At 74.1% G+C, this 17,980-nt stretch carries 13 protein-coding genes; 7 read left to right on the plus strand and 6 right to left on the minus strand.

The window, feature by feature from the left end; all coding sequences use genetic code 11:
• Positions 1 to 77: 77 nt before the first annotated feature.
• From GA0070606_RS01110 to GA0070606_RS01125, 4 genes are all read left to right on the plus strand, one after another.
• A complete protein-coding gene (locus GA0070606_RS01110; RefSeq protein WP_091094634.1) occupies positions 78 to 449 on the plus strand; it encodes an SCP2 sterol-binding domain-containing protein in 372 nt (123 codons plus the stop codon).
• Positions 446 to 2,539: an amylo-alpha-1,6-glucosidase gene (locus GA0070606_RS01115; protein WP_091094635.1), complete on the plus strand. Its 2,094-nt coding sequence runs from the start codon at positions 446 to 448 to the stop codon at positions 2,537 to 2,539. The genes GA0070606_RS01110 and GA0070606_RS01115 overlap by 4 nt, the downstream gene beginning before the upstream one ends.
• Before the next feature lie 321 nt (positions 2,540 to 2,860).
• On the plus strand, positions 2,861 to 3,391 hold the full coding sequence (locus tag GA0070606_RS01120; protein WP_091094636.1) for a hypothetical protein: 531 nt from the start codon (positions 2,861 to 2,863) through the stop codon (positions 3,389 to 3,391).
• 57 nt (positions 3,392 to 3,448) lie between these two features.
• Positions 3,449 to 4,534 carry a hypothetical protein gene (locus GA0070606_RS01125; RefSeq protein WP_091094637.1) on the plus strand — a complete coding sequence of 362 codons (1,086 nt, stop codon included), beginning with the start codon at positions 3,449 to 3,451 and terminating at the stop codon, positions 4,532 to 4,534.
• A gap of 53 nt (positions 4,535 to 4,587) precedes the next feature.
• On the opposite strand, the gene GA0070606_RS33055 is transcribed toward GA0070606_RS01125, so the two are convergent.
• Positions 4,588 to 4,824, minus strand: coding sequence for a BTAD domain-containing putative transcriptional regulator (locus tag GA0070606_RS33055; protein ID WP_141721913.1), 237 nt, complete (start codon positions 4,822 to 4,824; stop codon positions 4,588 to 4,590).
• A gap of 129 nt (positions 4,825 to 4,953) precedes the next feature.
• Between GA0070606_RS33055 and GA0070606_RS01135 the strand changes: the two genes are divergently transcribed.
• Entirely contained in the window at positions 4,954 to 7,833 is a 2,880-nt protein-coding gene (locus tag GA0070606_RS01135; RefSeq protein WP_091094638.1) for an AAA family ATPase, read from the plus strand.
• Positions 7,834 to 8,010: 177 nt separating this feature from the next.
• On the opposite strand, the gene GA0070606_RS01140 is transcribed toward GA0070606_RS01135, so the two are convergent.
• Entirely contained in the window at positions 8,011 to 9,522 is a 1,512-nt protein-coding gene (locus GA0070606_RS01140; RefSeq protein WP_141721493.1) for a hypothetical protein, read from the minus strand.
• Between the two features lie 791 nt (positions 9,523 to 10,313).
• Here GA0070606_RS01140 and GA0070606_RS33065 point away from each other — a divergent pair.
• Complete coding sequence (locus GA0070606_RS33065; protein ID WP_245724520.1) at positions 10,314 to 10,580, plus strand: hypothetical protein; 267 nt, start codon at positions 10,314 to 10,316, stop codon at positions 10,578 to 10,580.
• Positions 10,581 to 10,730: 150 nt separating this feature from the next.
• Here the strand turns inward: GA0070606_RS33065 and GA0070606_RS01150 are convergent, their stop codons facing one another.
• Together GA0070606_RS01150 and GA0070606_RS01155 are read right to left on the minus strand one after the other, a co-directional pair.
• Complete coding sequence (locus GA0070606_RS01150) at positions 10,731 to 11,189, minus strand: iron chaperone (protein WP_091094640.1); 459 nt, start codon at positions 11,187 to 11,189, stop codon at positions 10,731 to 10,733.
• A gap of 121 nt (positions 11,190 to 11,310) precedes the next feature.
• A complete protein-coding gene (locus GA0070606_RS01155) occupies positions 11,311 to 11,766 on the minus strand; it encodes a carboxymuconolactone decarboxylase family protein (RefSeq protein WP_091094641.1) in 456 nt (151 codons plus the stop codon).
• Positions 11,767 to 11,929: 163 nt separating this feature from the next.
• Between GA0070606_RS01155 and GA0070606_RS01160 the strand changes: the two genes are divergently transcribed.
• Positions 11,930 to 14,176 carry an ATP-binding protein gene (locus GA0070606_RS01160; RefSeq protein WP_245724521.1) on the plus strand — a complete coding sequence of 749 codons (2,247 nt, stop codon included), beginning with the start codon at positions 11,930 to 11,932 and terminating at the stop codon, positions 14,174 to 14,176.
• A gap of 105 nt (positions 14,177 to 14,281) precedes the next feature.
• On the opposite strand, the gene GA0070606_RS01165 is transcribed toward GA0070606_RS01160, so the two are convergent.
• Together GA0070606_RS01165 and GA0070606_RS01170 are read right to left on the minus strand one after the other, a co-directional pair.
• Positions 14,282 to 15,514 (minus strand): trypsin-like serine peptidase, encoded by a 1,233-nt coding sequence (locus tag GA0070606_RS01165; RefSeq protein WP_091094642.1) that lies wholly within the window; start codon positions 15,512 to 15,514, stop codon positions 14,282 to 14,284.
• 297 nt (positions 15,515 to 15,811) lie between these two features.
• Entirely contained in the window at positions 15,812 to 17,908 is a 2,097-nt protein-coding gene (locus GA0070606_RS01170; RefSeq protein WP_091094643.1) for a HelD family protein, read from the minus strand.
• Between the last annotated feature and the right edge of the window lie 72 nt (positions 17,909 to 17,980).

A 17,980-nucleotide genomic window follows, 5' to 3' on the forward strand; every position in this document is an offset into this window, starting at 1 on the left:
TGTCCGGGCGGTACGGATTAGCCCCGCGTTGGGCGGGTATGCGGCGGCTCGCACGTCGGTAGAGGGTTGGGGGGCGTATGTCGGCGACGGATGCGTTCTTCGAGCAGTTGAGTCGTATCGGGCAGGATCCGCGGTTTCGCAAGGTGCAGGGCAGCGTCCGGTTCGACATCCGCGACCATGATCAGGTACGGCAGTGGCTGCTGACGATCGATCACGGCCAGATACGGGTGTCGCCTGGTGGAGGCGCCGCGACGTCCGTGCTCACGCTTTCCTCCGAGGTGGCGGAGGCGATGGTCCGGGGTGAGATGAACGGGCTGTCGGCGATGCTCCGTGGTGAGATCCTGGTCGACGGGGATCTTGGGCTGGCGCTGCGGATGGGGCGGCTGTTCCACACGCCGGCCATCGCGCGCGGGACCAGGCAGCCCTCGGGCGCAGAGGTGACCGAGTGAGGGACGTTCCGGGCACCGTGTCGTGCATCGACGGCAACACGTTCATCGTCTCGGACACCAGCGGCGACGTGGACGCCTCGCCGGCCGCCCCGGTCGGACTGTTCACCGCCGACACCCGCTTCCTGTCCCGGTGGATCCTCACGATCGACGGCGAGCGGATGACCGCGTTGTCGGTGGACGACAGCCAGTACTACGAGGTGGCGTTCTTCCTGGTCCCCGGTGGGCAGGTCGACTACGTGCAGGCCGACGTGTCGGCGATCCGCCGGCGGCGGATCGGCCCGGACCTGACCGAGTCGCTGACGGTGTTCAACTACGGCGACGAGGACGTCGAACTCGACGTGCGCCTTGAGGTGGCGGCCGACTTCGCTGACATCTTCGACATCAAGTTCGACGTCCGGGAGAAGGCCGGCACCTGCTACACCCGGGTCGACGCCGACGAGCTGAGGCTCGGCTACCAGCGCGGCACGTTCCAGCGGGAGTTGTCCGTCTCGGCGAGCGAACCGGCCACCCTCGATCCGCAGGGCCTCCGGTTCCGTCCCCGGCTGCGCCCCGGCCAGCAGTGGTCGACACATCTGCGGGTGATCATGCGGGTGCTGCGCCCCGACGGCCGCGACTGGCGGGCGGCGGTGCGCGCGATGCGCCCGGACGAGTCGACCCTGCCGGACAACCTGCGCTCGTGGATCGCGGCGGCCCCGCAGCTGGACACCGACAACACCGCGTTGCAGCAGGTGTACCACCGCAGCCTCGTGGACCTGGCGGCGCTGCAGTTCGCCCCGTTGTCCCTCGGCGGCGTGACCGTACCCGCGGCGGGGCTGCCCTGGTTCATGACCCTGTTCGGCCGCGACAGCCTGCTGACCTGTCTGCAGACCCTGCACGTCACACCGTCGCTGACCCCGCCGACACTGCGGATCCTCGGCGCGTTGCAGGGGGTTCGCACCGACGACCTCCTGGACGAGGACCCGGGGCGCATCCTGCACGAGTTGCGCTACGGCGAGTCGTCCGCCTTCGAGGAACAGCCCCACTCGCCGTACTACGGCAGCGTGGACGCCTCGCCGCTGTTCGTGGTGCTGCTCGACGAGTACGAGCGGTGGACCGGCGACGCGGCGCTGGTCAGGGAGCTCGAACAGGAGGCCCGGGCGGCCCTGGACTGGATCGACCAGTACGCGGACCTCACCTCCACCGGCTACGTCTGGTACGAACGGCGCAACCGCGACACCGGCCTGGAGAACCAGTGCTGGAAGGACTCGTGGGACAGCATCTCCTACGCCGACGGCAGGCTGCCGGGCTTCCCCCGGGCCACCTGCGAGGTGCAGGGTTACGCCTACGACGCCAAGATCCGCGCAGCCCGCCTCGCGCGCACGTTCTGGGACGACCCCGCCTACGCCGACCGCCTCGACCAGGAGGCGGCGGCGTTGAAGGCTCGCTTCAACCGGGACTTCTGGATCGAGGAGCACGGCTACTACGCCCTCGCCCTCGACTACGACGGCACACCCGTGGACGCCCTGTCCTCCAACATCGGGCACCTGTTGTGGAGTGGGATCGTCCCGCCGGACCGCGCCCCCAGGGTCGTCGAGCACCTGATGAGTCCCGCCCTGTTCTCCGGCTGGGGGGTGCGTACCCTCGCCGAGGGCCAGCGCCGCTACAACCCGCTCGGCTATCACAACGGGACCGTGTGGCCCTTCGACAACTCGTTCATCGCCTGGGGCCTGCGCCGTTACGGGTTCGCCAGCGAGGCGGGACGCATCGCGGAGGGCATCATCGACGCCGCCACCTACTTCCAGGGGCGCCTGCCCGAGGCATTCGGCGGGTTCGCCCGCCACACCACCCGATATCCGGTCCGCTACCCCACGGCGGGCAGCCCTCAGGCGTGGTCAAGCGGGGCGTCCCTGCTGCTCATCCGGGCCATGCTCGGCATCGACCCGCACGAGGGACACCTCGCCGTCGAGGCGGCGCTACCCCGCAGCTTCCAGCGGATCGCGCTCCTGGACATCCCCGGCCGCTGGGGCAAGGTCGACGCCTTCGCCCGCCACCGTGCCGACCACCCGCCGGGCCAGGACGCGGAGCGCTACCCGTCCCCCCTGCTCGAATGACGAGTCCCGGCACGGACCGCAGCGGGCGCGGGTCGGCTGCCGCCGGGTGAGCTGCGGTCCGGGCCCGCTGGTCGCGCCCGTGACGACGTAGGGAATCACCCGATTACCGATGTCACCAGGCACCCTAGCGTCGACCGCATGGTCCACACCCGATCGGCCCCGCCCGCGGACGCCCGCCGGCGCCCGCCGGCCCTTCCGGATCTTGCCCGGTGGTTCGGCCGCCTGGCGCTGGTGCCGCTGCTCGTGGCGGCCCTGCTGCGGCGAGCGGCGGCAGCGGCTGCGGCGGCTGCTCGACACGATCCGCGAACGAGGGGAGAACAGATGCGTGTCCGCCGCCTGCCCACCCTCGCACTGGCTGTGCTCGCGCTCGCGCTGCCCGCCGGATGCGCCCGGTCCGCGGACGACGCTCCTGCCGCGCCGGCACCCGTGCCCGCCACGGCTTCGGCCGCGACGGCCGAGGGGGAGACCGCGACCGCGGCACCCGCCGCGCTCCCGGACGCCTGCGGCCTGGTCACCGCGGCCGAGGCGGAGAAGCTGGCCGGTACGCCGCTGGACGACGCCGTGCCCGTCCGTGACACGTGCAGCTACACCGCCCCGGTCGACGGGCCGACGGCACAGGTGGAGGTGTACGTCGGCGACGGCGCCGAGAAGTACCTCGGCATCGAGCGCGACCTCGGGCACGAGGTCCGGCCGCTGTCCGGGGTCGGGGACGAGGCGCACCTCACCGCGGAGGCGTTCTTCGTCAGGAAGGCCCGGGTGTGGGTGGCGGTCCGGCTGGTGCGGCTCAACGACCCGGAGGAGAACCGGGCACCCTTGGAGGGCCTCGCCCGGGTCGTCGCCGACCGGTTCTGACACCTGTGCCCGTCCGCCGTCTCGTCGCCGGTCCGGAACGTGTGAAATCATGCACCGATGCCACACGTCGCGCCCCACGACGGCTCCGCCGGGTTCGCCGCTCGTCTCGTCGCCACCGCCGCCGCCCCGCTCGATCCCGCGTCGGCGGACGCGCCGCAGGTGCTGCACTGGCCGGGGCGCCGGTTGCTGGTGCAGCGCGCAGACACCGAGCTGGCCGTCCGGGAGTTGGACGGGGACGGTACGGAGATCCGCTTCCCCGCGCCCTGGCCCCGCCGGTACGGCTCGACGGCGGTGTCGCCCACCGGGGACCTCGCCGTGTTCGCCGGCGTCCACGCCCTGCGGGCCGTGGACGCCACCGGAGCCGTGCGGTGGGAATTCCGGCACGCCTGCTGGTCGGCGGCCGTGTGCACCAGGGCCCACTCCTCCTTCGCCGAGTACGCCGACGACCACCACCACGGCCACGCCGACAGCGGCTCGGCGGCCTTCTCACCGGACGGCAAACTCCTCTGGGCCCACGTCCGCACCCTCGTCGGGCCGCGAGCCGAGGAGGAGTGGCTGATCCTCGATCCCGCCGACGGCCGGGTGCTGGCCCGCGCCGAGACGACGACCGTGGGATCCGGCTCGTTCCACCTGCCGCATCCGGACCCGGCCTACATGGGGCTCACCGTCCTCGCGGGCGAGGAGGACTCGCCGGTGCTGTGGGGGCACTGGGACGGCGCGACGCTCACCGTCCAGCATTTCGCCGAGGAGATCCTCCTCGGCGCGAGCCCGTCCGGGGAGCACTTCCTGACCACCGACACGGGGCAGTGGTCCCTCTACCTGCACCGGGCGCAGGACGGCGCCGAGCTGCGGCGGCTGGACGGCCAGGTGGCCGTGCCGCCTTCCTCCGACGAGGACGATCGCGTCCGGTGGGAGTTCGAGGCGGCGTTCCCGTACGACGACGCCGCCGTGGTCGGCACCGAGGACCACGGGAACGTCCCCCGCCACTGGCTTGTCGACCCGCGCGCGATGACGGTACGCGGCCGGATCGAATACCCCTTCTCCGTCGCGGGACCTCCCCGGTCGGCGGGGCCGGGCACCTGGTACACGGTCTCCGAGGACGGGACCCGCATCCACCTGTGGAGCCTCGCGCACCGAGGGTGAGTCGGCCGACGCGACCTGGGCGGGCGCGGTGTCAGGGGCGTGTCAGCCACGTGTCAGGCCGGGTGCCCATCGTTGTCCGCATGGACAGTTCGGTCCGAAATGGTCGTCAGCCGTAGCCCGTCGAGCCGGGTGACCGCCGCCCGGAACGCCGCGCTGTCGGGCAGGCCGACGTCCTGCATGGCGGCGCCGCGCCACAGTGCCAGGGTCTCCCGCAGCCGCCGTAGCCGCAGCGGATCCCCGTCGGCGCGGGCCCGGCCGACCAGATCCTGCCACGGGTGACGAGGGGGCAGCCAACTGTCGACGCCCGCACCGCGGCCGGCGCGGCGGCGTCACCCGATCCTCCGGCGGGCACGTCACGCAGGTGTCGGCGTGCGGACAGGCGCCCCGCCGAGGCGGCCTGGCTGTGTCATCATCCCGCCATGGACGGCTCCCTGGTCGGCCGCGACACGACCGTCGAGCAGGTGTGGCAGGCGTTGGTCGACGGGGCACCGGTGCTCCTGGAGGGGCCAAGCGGGATCGGCCGGACCGCCCTGTGGCGGGCTGTCGTCGCCCGCGCCGAGCGGGCCGGCTGGCTGCTGCTGACCAGCGCCCCGACCGAGGCCGAGACGGCGGTGCCGTACGCGGCGCTCGCCGACGTGCTGCGGCCGTTGGCCGACCAGGTGCCGGCCCTGCCCCGGCCCCAGCGGGTGGCCGCCGAGGTGGTGCTGCTGGTCGCCGAGCACGACGACATCGTCGACGAACGGGCCGTCGGCGCCGCCACCCGCTCACTGATCGAGGCCGCGGTGGCCGGCGACGTGCCGGTGCTGCTCGCCGTGGACGACGCGCCGTGGCTCGACCAGCCCAGTGAGCGCGCCCTGCGCTTCGCGCTGCGCCGCCTCAGCCGTCGGCCCGCCGTCCTGCTCACCCGCCGCACCGACGGCACCGGACCGCCCGACGTCCCGCTCACCCGCCGCACCGACGGCACCGGACCGCCCGACGTCCCGCTCACCCGCCGTTCCCACGACGCCGGACCGCCCGACGCCCCGCTCATCCGCCCCGACAACGCCGGACCGCCCGACGTTCCGCTCGGGCTGGAGGACGGCCACGTCGGCGGGCGGCCGGTCGTCCGCGTCGGTGTGCCGCCCCTGGACCCTGCGGCCCTGCACCGCATCGTGCGGACGCGGCTGGGCGGCACGCCGAGTCGCCCGCTGGTCGCCCGCATCGCCCGCGACGCCGGCGGTAGTCCGTTGCTCGCCGTCGAGCTCGCTCGTGCGGTGCTGCGGCTGCCCCGCCCACCGGCGCCGGACGCGGACCTGCCCGCACCGCCCTCGGCACGACACCTGCTCGCGCAGACCATGCTGACACTGCCCCGCCGCAGCCGCGACGCCGTGCGCCTGGCCGCCCTGCTGACCGTGCCCACGGTGGACGACCTGCGGGCCGCCGGCGTGCCGGCGGACGCGCTCGACCCCGCGGAGGAGTCGGGTCTGCTCACGGTCTCGACGCGGCGGATCAGCTTCGCCCACCCCCTGCACGCCGCCGCGGTGCGCGAGAGCATCCCGCCCGGCGTCCGGCGGCGGCTGCACCGCCTGCTGGCGGACGCCGTCGCCGACCCCGACGAACGCGCCCGCCAGCTCGCCCGCTGCGCCACGACAGCGGACGCCGCGGTCGCCGACGAGCTGGCCGCCGCGGCGGCGCGGCAGCGGGCCCGGGGCGCTCCGGCGGTCGCCGCCGACTGGTACGACCGCGCCGCGGACCTCACACCGCCAGCGGCCGGCGCGGACCGGGACCGCCGCCGCCTGGACGCGGTGCGGTGCCGCATCGACAGCGGCGACTACGCGGCGGCCGGCGTGGCGGCGGAGACCGCCGCCGAGCGGTCGACCGGCGCGGCCCACGCGGAGGCGCTGTTGCTGCGCGCCACGGTCGCCTGGTGCGTCGACGACCTCCCGACGGCGGTCGCCGTCGGGCAGCGGGCGGCGGCCGCCGCCGACGGCCCGCTGGCCGGACGCGTCCACGCGCACCTGACCCTGTTCCAGGACGCGCCGGAACCCGCCCGCCGGCACGCCGAGGCCGCCATCGCACACCTCGACGACACCGACGAGCACCGCCCGTTGCTGACCGCCGCGCTGTTGCTCCTGTTCTTCCACGAGGTACGCGCCGGCCTCCCGGCCCGCACCGGCCTGCTCGACCGGGCGCTGGCGCTGGAGGCCGGGGAACCCTCGTTCCTCGCCGGCTCGATCCCGGCGATCTGGTGGAAGGCCACCGACGACCACCATCGGGCGCGCCGGCGGCTGCACCGGATGCTCGACCTGGCCGTGGCGCGCGGCGACGAGCCGTGGCAGCACGAGATCCTCACCCACCTGGGCGAGGCGGAGTTGCAGGCCGGCCGGCTCGCCGCCGCCGCGACACACGTCGCCGCCGCACGCGACCTGGGCGAACAGCTCGGCACCGGCCTGGTGGGCGAGACCTGGCTGGCCGGCCTGCTGGACGCCGCTCGGGGACGACTCGCCGAGGCCGGCTCGGTGGCCGAGGCCGGGCTGCGCCGGGCCGACGAGCTGGGCGACGCCTGGAGTCGCCGCCTCCACCTTCAGCTCGCCGGATTCGTGGCGCTGTCCGCCGGCCGGATGGACGAGGCGGCGACGGCATACGGGAGGCTCGTCGCGGAACTCGACGGGTCGGGCATCGCCGAGCCGTTGGCGCAGCGCTTCGAGCCCGACTGGATCGAGGCCTGCGTCGGGGCCGGCGACCTGGAGGCCGCGCGGGCCGGTCTCGCCCGGCTCGCCGAGCGGCACGCCCGCCTCCCCCGACCCTGGACCACCCTCGGGCTCGCCCGCAGCCAGGTCCTGCTGCGGTGCGCGGTCGGAGACGACCCCTCCGCGGCCATCGCGGTGCTCGCCGACGCGCGGGCGAGCGTGCCGGGCGACGTGCTGCCGCTGGAGCGGGCCCGCTGTCTGCTGGTCGCCGGCCGGGCGTACCGCCGGTCGCGGCGGCGTCGGGAGGCCCGCGACGCCCTCGACGCGGCGGCCGCCGAGTTCACCGGCCTGGGTGCGGTGGCCTTCGCGGAGCAGGCCCACGCCGAACTGGACCGCACCGGCCGGCGTTCGCCCACCCCCACCGCGCTGACCGCCACCGAGGAGCGCGTTGCCCGACTCGCCGCCCAGGGCCGGACCAACCGGGACATCGCCAGCACGCTGTTCATCAGCCCGAAGACCGTCGAGGCCAACCTCGCCCGGGTCTACCGGAAACTGGCGATCTCCAGCCGCGCCGAGCTGGGCGCGACGATGGGCCGGCCGACCGGGCCTCCCGGGTCACTTCCCCGCTGACGCCGCGCGCCGCGCCACCCGGCGACCCTGCCGGGCGCGGCGCGCGGACGACCCCGAACGGGTGCCCGCTCCCGTCGCGGCGTCGCCGTGGTCGTGCCCGTTCCCGTCGCGGCGTCGCCGTGGTCGTCCCGCTCCCGTCGCGGCGTCGCCGTGGTCGTGCCCGCTCCCGTCGCGGCGTCACCCGCCGGTGCACAGCGGCACGTCCGGCCGCACCTGCGAGCTCTTGTCGACCGTGAAGAGGACCTCGGTCTCCAGGTCGGCCTTGACCTTCGGCCGTCCGGGGATCCGTTGGCTGATCAGCTCGGCCAGCTCGCCGTCCAGGTTCAGGCCCACGCCGCTTCCGATCTTGATGACCCGGTCGACACGCTGGCAGCGGGCCAGCGGAGCTCCGAGCGCCGAGCCGTTGGTCACACCGATGGAGGCGCGCAACTTGACGTACGGTCCGGCGGCGACGCCGGGTATCCCGAAGCCGAGCACGAACCGGAACTCCGAGCCCACGACGAGACCGCTGGGCCCGATGGCGATCCCGCCGATCGAGTCGATCAGCGGGGTCGTGGTGGAGAACCTGGGCGCCACCGGTTCGTTCCCCGCCACCCCGACGGGGCCGTCCAACGCCCATTCGCCCTCGGCCGTGAGGGTGGAGTTGCGGCCGGTCAGCGCGGTCTCCAGGAAGAACTTCAGCTTGAGGATCACCACCATCGGAACGCCGCCGACCACGACCTGCCTGGGCGCCATGTCCACGGGCACCTCGAGGCGCACCTTCGCGTTGTCGCCCACGCCCTCGGCCACGCCGGCCTGCACCTTCACCCGCAGCGACTCGATGCCCCGGATGCTCGTACCCGCGTAGGAGGCCCTGCCGCCGGAGAGGGCGAGATCCGTGGCCAGGGTCAGCCTGGTGAACCTGAGCGTGATGTCCCCGCCGAACTTGAAGTTCTCGCCGCCGGCGTGGAACGCCGACAGGGTCAGTCCCCGCGCGTCCAGGGCGGTGCCGAGCTGCCACTTGCCGACGGTCACCCGGAGCTTGCTCCTGGCCGGTGGCGGCAGTTCCCCGGGCCGCGCCGCCTGGAGCCGCTGCCCGTGCCGGACGCCCGCCGCGAATCGGGTCCGCCCGCCGCCGGCGCGGGCCGGCACCGGTTCGGCGGCCGACGTCGCCGCCGCCGGGCGGACGTCGCGGTCCGCCTCGGCGAGCGTCCGCACGGTGCCGGGCAGGTCGGGGACCTCCTGCACGGTGACGCCGCCCAGGTCGACGTCGCCCGCGTCGATCGGGACGTCGAGCTTGACCGCGCCGTCCCGGATGACCTCGTGCAGTTGCACCGGCACGAGCGTCACCTCGACCTGGCCGCCCCTCCTCTGCTTCACCGCGACCCGCCCGACGGCGCGCGAGGTCAGGAACATGACCTCGCCGACGTCGAGGCGCTCCAGACCCGGCGCGTCGGCGTCGACGGTCCACACCAGACCGTCGCCGCTGACCGACCGGACGGCGGCGGCGCCACCCCCCACCACGACCACGTCCGGCTGGTACGTCAGGCCCGAGGGATCCTTCGCCGGTGCCTGGCCGAACCGGGCCACCAACTCCGGTGACGGCTCCCCGCTCCGCTCGGACTCCGGTGCCGTGCCCAGGCCGGGCGAACACCCGACGAGCACCGCGAGACAGCAGGCCGCGACGACGGCGCGTACCCGCGTTCTCACCCGCGACGGCCGCCGCGTGCCGGCGGATACCGCCGCGACTGCTGATCCTGGCCTCACGTGCTCCCCCTCTGCGACGGGACATGCTCAGGCGGCACCACCACACCGGCCGGCGCGCATCGACCGGGCAGAGGGCGGACCGGATCACCGTAGAGCGCCGGTGACGTGATGGAATCGGGGAATTCCCTACCGTGTTCGCCGGTGGTGGTACGTCCTTGGCGACTGAGGCATCGCCGGGGCGCGCGGCAGGATGGCCTTCACGGGCGCTGACGATCTTCAGTGTCGACGAGATCCGCCGCCTGCTCGCCCGACCGGCTGCGGAAGGTGCTGCTTGGGCCGAGGTGCGTACGCCTTCGGCGAGCCGGCCGGGGTCGGCGACGCCATGCTCCAGCGCGTAGTCGCAGATCTCGGTCCACGCCTCGCCGACGAGCGGGGTCGGCGGCGAGATCCCGGTAGGTGTACCTGCCGTCGGGAGGGTGGCCCGCCACCGCTCGGCGAACGCCCGCTGGCCCCGGCCCCCGCGGAACGGGCCGACGCCGCGGCGAACCGGCGGCGCGTCCTCGCCGCCGCCGAGCGGCTCTTCGCCGAGCGTGGGCCACAGATCTCCATGACGGACCTGGCCACCGCCGCCGGCGTCGGCCGCGCGACGCTCTACCGCCGCTATCCGGACGTCAGGGCGGTCGCCGTCGCCCTGCTTGACGTACCCGAACAGCGGATGCAGCAGCGGATGCTCTCCGGCCCGCCGCCCCTCGGGCCGGGCGCCGCGCCGGCGCCTCGAGGCGTTCTACGACGCCATGGTCGATCTGCTCGAGCAGCACCTGCCGTTGGCGCTCGGCGCCGAGCAGGGCGCCGCCCGCTTCGCGGCCGGGGCCTACGGCTTCTGGCGCACGTTCGTCCTGTCCCTGATCCGCGAGGCCGGCTGGCAGGACGACGCCCTCGCCGACGCCCTGCTCGCGCCGCTCTCCCCCGAGGTGTACCGGTACCAGCGCCACGATCGAGGTCGGACCGTCGCCGAGATCAAGTCGGCGCTCGCCCGCCTCGCGCACGTCCTGCCCGAATGAGGTCCGGCGCGGGCGGTCCGGACGCCGACGACACGGTGGCGGACGGCCGGCGCGGGCGGTCCGGACGCCGACGACACGGTGGCCGACGGCCGGCCCGCGCGCGGAAGGTCGGGACGGCTCGCCCGACGTTCCGCCGCACGGCGCCGGCGCTCAGCTCACCGCCTGCCTCACCAGGGCGCCGATCCTGGCCTCGACGTCGGCGCTCAGCTCGGTCAGCGCGAAGTAGGTCGGCCACATCGCGCCGTCGTCGAGGTTCGCCGCGTCGCTGAAGCCGAGCACCGCGTACCGCGTCTTGAACTTCCCGGCGCTCTGGAAGAAACAGACCACCTTGCCGTCGCGGGCGTAGGCCGGCATCCCGTACCACAGCTTGGCGGTGAGGACCGGCGCGTTGGCCTTCACCACCGCGTGCAGGCGCTCGGCGATCACGCGGTCGGACTCCGACATCTCGGCGATCTTCGCGAGGACGTCGCCCTCCGTGTCGGCCTTGGCGCCGCGCCGGGCGCTCTTCTTCAACTCCCTGGCGCGCTCCTTCATCGCGCTGCGCTCCTCGTCGGTGAAACCGTCGTACTTCTCGCCGGTGGTGTCGGTGGTCTTCGTCGTGGTCGACATGGCGACGTCCTTTCTGACGTGTGACTTCGGGTGATGCTGGTCGGTGGAGCCTGTTCGGGGCCGACTTCCGCCGGTCGTCCTCAGGGCCGGTCGGTCTCTTCGGCGGTGACCGGCGGCGGGGTCACCAGGTGCCGGCCTGCTGGCGGGTCGGCACGTTGAGCCGGTTGAAGGCGTTGGTGAGCGCGATGTTGAGCAGCAGCGCGGCCAACTCCTTCTGGTCGAAGTGCTTGGCGGCCATGTCCCACACCTGGTCCGGCACCGGGTCCGGCCGGTCGGCGAGCCGGGTCACGGCCTCGGTCAGGGCCAGCGCGGCGCGCTCCTCGTCGCTGAACCAGGGCGTCTCCCGCCAGGCGGCGACGGCGTGCACCTGGTCTGCGCTCACGCCGTGCTGGCGGGCCTGGTGCACGCCCCCGGCGACGCACGGGCCGCAACCGTTGATCTGGCTGGCCCGCAGGTGGCTCAGCGCCAGCAGCCCGCCGTCGACCCCGGCGCCCGCAACGGCCCTGTTGACCGCCATCAGGGCCGCCATCGCCTCCGGGACCAGTACCGCCGGGTTCGGCATGCGCTCGGTCGACATCGCCGCTCCTTCGTCGTGGGTGTTTCTGACCGGAGCCATCCGACCATCGGCGTGCCGGTGCCCGCGCCGTCCGTGGGACACCGTGGGACACGGACAAGCCGGTCCAGCAGCGCAGACGCACCGCCGATCCGTCCCGGTGGGCCGGGACGGTACGGTGTTGCGCGTGTCCAGCCCCCACGAGCGACTGGTGACCCAGCTCGCCCGGATCAAGGAGCTGAGCGGGCTCAGCCTGCGCGCCCTCGCCCGCCGGGCCGAGCTGAGCAGCTCGTCGCTGTCGCGTTACCTGACCGGTCAGCTCGTACCGCCGTGGGAGGCCGTCGTGGCGCTGTGCCGCACGGTGGGACGCGACCCCCGGTCGCTGCGCGCGCTGTGGGCCGAGGCGGCCAGGGCCGGCGCGGCGCCCGCCCCGCGCCGCAACGACCTGCCGGCCGACCTGTTCGACTTCACCGGTCGGGAGGCGGAGGCGGCGCTGGTCGAGGAGCTGCTGCGCAGCGCCGGCGCGGTCGCGGTCGACGGCATGGCCGGCGTGGGCAAGACCAGCCTGGCCGTGCACGTGGCCCACCGGCTCGCCCCCGCGTTCCCCGACGGCGGGCTCTATCTCGACCTGCACGGCTTCACCCCGGGCCAGGAGCCGCTGGAGCCGCCGGCCGCGCTGGGCCGGCTGCTCGCCGCGTTGGAGGTGACGCACCCGCCCGCCGGCGTCACCGAGCGCGCGGCGCTGTGGCGGTCGGAGCTGTCCCGTCGGCGGGTGCTCGTCGTGCTCGACAACGCGGCCGACGCGGAGCAGGTGCGCCCGCTGCTCCCCGGCGCCGGGAGGTCCGCGGTCCTGGTCACCAGCCGACACCGACTGGTGAGCCTGGACGGGATCCCCCCGGTGTCCCTGGAGCCGCTGACCGACGACGACGCGGCACGCCTGTTCGGCCGGGCGGCCGGGCTCGCGGCCGGCGAGGAGGACGCGGTCGGCCAGGTGCTGCGGCAGTGCGGCGGTCTCCCGCTGGCGCTGCGGATGGCGGGCGCGCGGCTTCGCCACCGCCCGGGCTGGACGGTCGCGGTGCTGGCCGAGCGGCTGCGCGACGCCCCCGGCCGCTTCGACTCGGTGTTCGGCATGTCGCTGCGGCAGCTCGACGGGATCGAGCGCCGCGTGTTCCGGCTGCTGGGCGTCCTGCCGGGTGCCGACTTCGACGCGTCCATGGTGGGCGCGCTCACCGACCTGCCGCCCGGCCCGGTGGGCGCGGCGCTGGAGGAGCTGGTCGACGCCCACCTGGTGCAGGAGCCCTCGCCCGGGCGGTACCGGATGCACGACCTGATCCGGCGGTACGCGGCGGACCTCGCCGCCGACGAGGAGCCACAGGCCGAGGCCGCTCTGCGCCGGGCCCTGGGGCACCTACTGGCGCAGGCGGTCGCCCACGACCGGACCCTGCCCTCGCCGCACCGCCCGGAGCCCGCGCCGGGAGATCCGGCGAAGGCCATGGCCTGGTTCGACCTGGAGTACGTCAACCTGGTGGCCTGCTTCGACGCGGCCGTGCGGCTCGGCGTGGACGAGGTGGTGGCCGAACTGCCGCAGGCGATGCGGGTCTGGTTCTTCCGGCACCGGGGCAGCGACGACCAGGCACGCATGCTCGAAGCGGCCGCCGCGGCCGCCGCACGTCTCGGCCACCACCAGCGACGGGCCGCGCTGCTGGCGGACCTCGGCTACGCCCGTGCCACCGCCGGGCGCCTCACCGAGGCCGTCGCCGCCTACGAGTCGGCGGAACGGTCGGGGCCGGACGACGAGACCGCGGCCGCGCTGGCGCTGCGCATCGGCCTCGCCCGCCGGGATCTCGGTGACCTGGAGACGGCACAGGCGTGCTTCCGGCGGGCACGCGACCTGTTCGAGGCGCTCGGGCGCCGTGCCGGGCAGTCCCAGGCGCTGGCCTTCGACGGATGGGTGACCCTCCGCCTCGGGCGGACCGGCGAGGCCGTCGACCTCGCCCGGGCGTCCCTTGCCCTGGCGGACGGGCCCGCGCGGATCACCGGGCTGGTCACCCTCGGCGTGGCGCTGGCACCGGACGATCCGGCGGAGTCGCTGCGGGCGCTGCACGAGGCGTTGCGGTTGTCCGAGCAGGACGATCTTCGGCACAACCAGGCGTGGTGCCACAACCACATCGGCGTCGCGCTGCGGATGACCGGTTCGCACGAGGAGGCGCTCGCACACCACCGGCGCGCCCTCGAGCTGCTGGAGCCGCTGGCCGAGGCCCAGCTGGAGCTCGACGTCCTGCGCACCCACGCCGAGACGTGCCGTGCGGCGGGTCGCCCCGACGAGGCGCTGACGTTGCTCGACCGGGCGATCGACATGGCGCGGGAACTGGGCCGGCCGCACGACGAGAAGCTCGCCCGCGCGGCGCGGGAGGCCGTGCGCGCCGCGCCCTGATCGGTCGCCTCGTCCGTACGCTGCGGGCCGCGGTGGCGCGCGGGATGCCGGTGGGGCCGCCGGGAGCGCGACGCGCACCCGGCGGCCCGGCGTGGTCGGCCGTCGTCAGCCGTTGTTGTCGATCAGGCTGGCGATCTGGTTGTAGATCAGGTGCGCCTTCGCGCCCTGGTTGGACGGGCAGCCGCCGAGGTGGTGCAGGGCGATCACCCGGTGGCTGGCGTTCAGCACCGGCGAGCCGGAGTTGCCGCCGGAGGTGTCACAGCTGTAGCTGATGTTCCAGGTGTTGTAGTTGGCGTTCTTGACCGTGCACGCCGCGCCGTTCTGGGTGTCCTCGAAGATCGACAGGCGCTTCGGGCGGCCGTCGCCGTGCCCAGGGATGTACATCCGGGTGCCGGTGGTGGTGGCGGTGGTCGCCAGGTAGAGCGTGCCGAAGCCCTGGATGCTGGTGAAGTTGTTCACCGAGTACAGGGTGTAGTCCAGCTCGTTGGACCCGCCGCTGCTCACCTTGTAGAGCGTCGCGCCGCTCACCTTGGTGCCGGCGCCGGGGTTGTTGCCGCCGCAGGTGGCGCACTGGTAGTTGAACTGCATCTCGCTGCCGCTGACGGCGGACTGCGTCGAGAAGCAGTGCTTGTTGGTCAGCATCCGGTTGGTGTTGCCGACCCGCCAGGTGGTGCACATCCCGCCGCCGCTGATCAGCAGCCGCGCCACGGCCCGGCCACGGGCGTACTCGGTGGGGTGGCTGCTCTGGTAGCAGACCACGTCGCGGCGGGCGTCGGTGCTGCACACGGACTGGGTGGAGAGGTTGTGCTGGGAGATCTCCGCGCGGTCGTAGCCACGCCAGAACCGGTCGATGGTCGCGGCGTTGCCACGGGAGGACCGGCTGCTGTGCAGGGTCACCACCGCGGTGTCGCCCTCCACGGACATCGCCCAGAAGCCCGGCAGCCCGTCGGTGGTGAAGTCCGAGCCGGTCGCCCGGTTCAGGTAGCGGTCGTACCGGTAGCTCTCCCGGCCGTCGGGGCTCGACACGGTGACGTAGTCGCCGTCGGCCAGCCGCAGGGAGCTGAAGTGCACCTTGACGTACGACGCGCCGGGGTGCCGGATGACCTGCGTCCGGCCGTCCCGGGCGTACGACAGCGCGCCGGCGGTGGTGCGCAGCTCGCCGACCGTGGTGACGCCCTCGGCCGCGAACTGCTCCGATTCGGGAGCCCGCTCGGAATGCGGAGCGACAGGTTGCACCGAGTGCGCCTCGGCGGCGGGTACCGACAGCAGGCTCATTCCGAGCGTGCAGGCGCCGATCGTGACCGCCGCCGTTCGCAGGCGGCGTAGGGCGTGTCTCATCGTCGCTCCCTCCCAGAAACCAGCACCCAGACGTGCTTTCAGCCTTCATACACGGGGAGCGAACACATGTAAATACATCGATACGCCGTCCGAGGTCCGGGACTCACCGGCCGGCACGGCGTCCGGGTCGGCTTCGGCGTCCGCGCCCCACGTCGGGACCCGCGCCGGGGACCGGCGCGGGGGGCCGGCGCGGGGGGCCGGCGCGGGGGGCCGGCGCGGGGGGCCGGCGCGGGGGGCCGACGCCCACGGCGACGCGGAACGCCCGCGCGCTGCTCCGCGAGCACCGGTCGGGACGAACTAACGGTAGGTCCGGTCGGCGGTCCCCGGAACGTTGGCGAGCAGCTCGGGCAGCGGCTGGGAATGCAGGACGTCCAGCCGCGAGACGGCCCGGGTGAGGACGACGTACAGCCGGTTGAGGCCGCGTGGCTCGGCGCGCACGATGTCGTCGGGTTCGACCACGATCACGTGGTCGAACTCCAGGCCCTTGGCGAGCACCGCGGGAAGCGCGGTCACCCTCCGGTCGGGGTGGCCCTCCTGGGTCGTGTCGACCTCGACGCCGGCGGCGCGCAGGGCCGTGACGAGCGTCGCGAGCAGTGCGTCGGTCGCGATCACGGCGATGGAGCCCGCCCGGTCGAGGGCGGCGTGAACGGTGGCGACGGTGGCGACCGCCAGGTCGGGCTCCTGCCGCACCCGCAGCGTGCCGTCGACGCGGACGGAGCGGGTCGGGGGTGCCGTGACGTGCAGCCCGGGCAGCAGCCTGTTGGCGAAGGCCAGCACCTCGGCGGGGACCCGGAAGCCCGTGGTGAGGGCTGTGACCGGGGAGTCGTGCTTGCCCAGGTGCGCCATCTGCTCGTGCCAGTCGCTCGCCGCCCAGGGGCTGGTGCCCTGCGCCAGGTCGCCGAGCACGGTCAGCGAGGCGTGCTGACTGCGTCGCGCGAGCACCCGGCACTGCATCGGGGAGAGATCCTGCGCCTCGTCGACCACGATGTGCCCGTGGCTCGCGGGGGGCTCGATCAGGCCGGCGATCTCGTCGAGCAGCACGTGGTCGGCGGCCGACCACCTCGCGCTTCGGACGCTGCGCGGCGGGCGCTGCCACAGGATCGTCTTCTGTTCGTCGGCGGTCAGGATGCCGTCGGCGGCGCGGGCGAGGGCTTCCGGGTCAGCGAGCAACGTGGCGAGCAGTTCCTCCGGGCGCACCTTCGGCCAGGCGTGGTCGAGTGCCGCCGCCACGGGACGGGCGCGGCCGATCTTCTGCGCCCACGTCTTGCCCGGGGTTTCGGCGCGCGTCTCCAGCTGCCGCTGCAGCAGGGCCACGATGCGCGCGCGCAACCGCTCGCGGCCGACGCCGTACGGCACGTCCTCGCCGCGGATCTCGACGACCTGGCGGGCCAGCGCGGTGGCCGAGATCCGCAGTCGGTACGAGCCGTCCGGCACCACGATCGACTCGGCCGGTTCGGTGATCTGGGCGTAGAGCGCCCGACGCAACACGGCCGCCATCCGCACGTCGTGCTTCACGCGGGCGGCCTCGTCGGTGTCCACCGTCGTGGGCGGGCGCTCGCTGAGCACCTCGTCGAGCGTGCGCTGCCGCACGTCCACCTCGCCCAGCGCCGGGAGCACTGCGGAGATGTAGTGCAGGAACGCTCGGTTCGGCCCCACCACCAGGACGCCGTGGCGCCTGAGTTGGCGGCGATGGGTGTAGAGCAGGTACGCCGCGCGGTGCAGGCCGACGGCCGTCTTCCCGGTGCCCGGCCCGCCCTGGACGCACAGCGAGCGGTCGAGGTCCGCGCGCACCATCTCGTCCTGCTCCGGCTGGATCGTGGCCACGATGTCACGCATTGGCCCGACGCGGGGGCGTTCGATCTCCGCGGTCAACAGTCGGCTCCTGACGCCGAGGTCCTCGCCGTGGTCCAGGCGCTCGTCCTCGAAGCCGGTGAGCTCCACGGGATGGCGGGTCGTCCAGCCGAACCGGCGTCGCGAGGCCACGCCCTGGCGGTCGTGGGCGCTGGCCCGGTAGAAGCGCGAGGACACCGGGGCCCGCCAGTCGATGACCAGCGGCTGGCCGCTCTCGTCGGTGATCCGCCGCCGACCGATGTGGTAGCTCTGGTCGCGGTGCTCGCCGGCGTCCGGCCCCGTGCCGAATCGCAGCCGGCCGAAGTAGAGCGGACTGTCGGGCTCCTCGGCCAGTTCCTTGGCGTGGCTCTTGAGCATCCGACCGAGTTGCTCGGCGGCGTACCCGTCCCCGGCCACCTGCTCGCCGGTGGCGACCCGCATCCGGGCGTGCTCCGTCATCCAGGCCAGCGCGCGCCGCGCGCGTCGCAGGAACGCCAACTCGTCGGCGAACTCGCGGTCGAGGTGGGCCGATTCGGTGTGCGGGGTGAGGGACGGCGATGACATTGGAACCCTTCGGAGGCACGCGCGGGCCGATATCTTAACCCGGTCACATTTCTAACCACGGCAGAATATTGA

This window comes from Micromonospora citrea (genome assembly GCF_900090315.1).
In the GTDB taxonomy this organism is placed as follows: domain Bacteria; phylum Actinomycetota; class Actinomycetes; order Mycobacteriales; family Micromonosporaceae; genus Micromonospora; species Micromonospora citrea.

Excerpts from the sequence above, each read along its gene's own strand:
- GA0070606_RS01110 (WP_091094634.1), top strand. The coding sequence starts at position 78 with ATGTCGGCGACGGATGCGTTCTTCGAGCAGTTGAGTCGTATCGGGCAG.
- GA0070606_RS01120 (WP_091094636.1), top strand. The coding sequence starts at position 2,861 with ATGCGTGTCCGCCGCCTGCCCACCCTCGCACTGGCTGTGCTCGCGCTC.
- GA0070606_RS01125 (WP_091094637.1), top strand. The coding sequence starts at position 3,449 with ATGCCACACGTCGCGCCCCACGACGGCTCCGCCGGGTTCGCCGCTCGT.
- GA0070606_RS01135 (WP_091094638.1), top strand. The coding sequence starts at position 4,954 with ATGGACGGCTCCCTGGTCGGCCGCGACACGACCGTCGAGCAGGTGTGG.
- GA0070606_RS33065 (WP_245724520.1), top strand. The coding sequence starts at position 10,314 with ATGGTCGATCTGCTCGAGCAGCACCTGCCGTTGGCGCTCGGCGCCGAG.
- GA0070606_RS01150 (WP_091094640.1), bottom strand. The coding sequence starts at position 11,189 with ATGTCGACCACGACGAAGACCACCGACACCACCGGCGAGAAGTACGAC.
- GA0070606_RS01155 (WP_091094641.1), bottom strand. The coding sequence starts at position 11,766 with ATGTCGACCGAGCGCATGCCGAACCCGGCGGTACTGGTCCCGGAGGCG.
- GA0070606_RS01165 (WP_091094642.1), bottom strand. The coding sequence starts at position 15,514 with ATGAGACACGCCCTACGCCGCCTGCGAACGGCGGCGGTCACGATCGGC.
- GA0070606_RS01170 (WP_091094643.1), bottom strand. The coding sequence starts at position 17,908 with ATGTCATCGCCGTCCCTCACCCCGCACACCGAATCGGCCCACCTCGAC.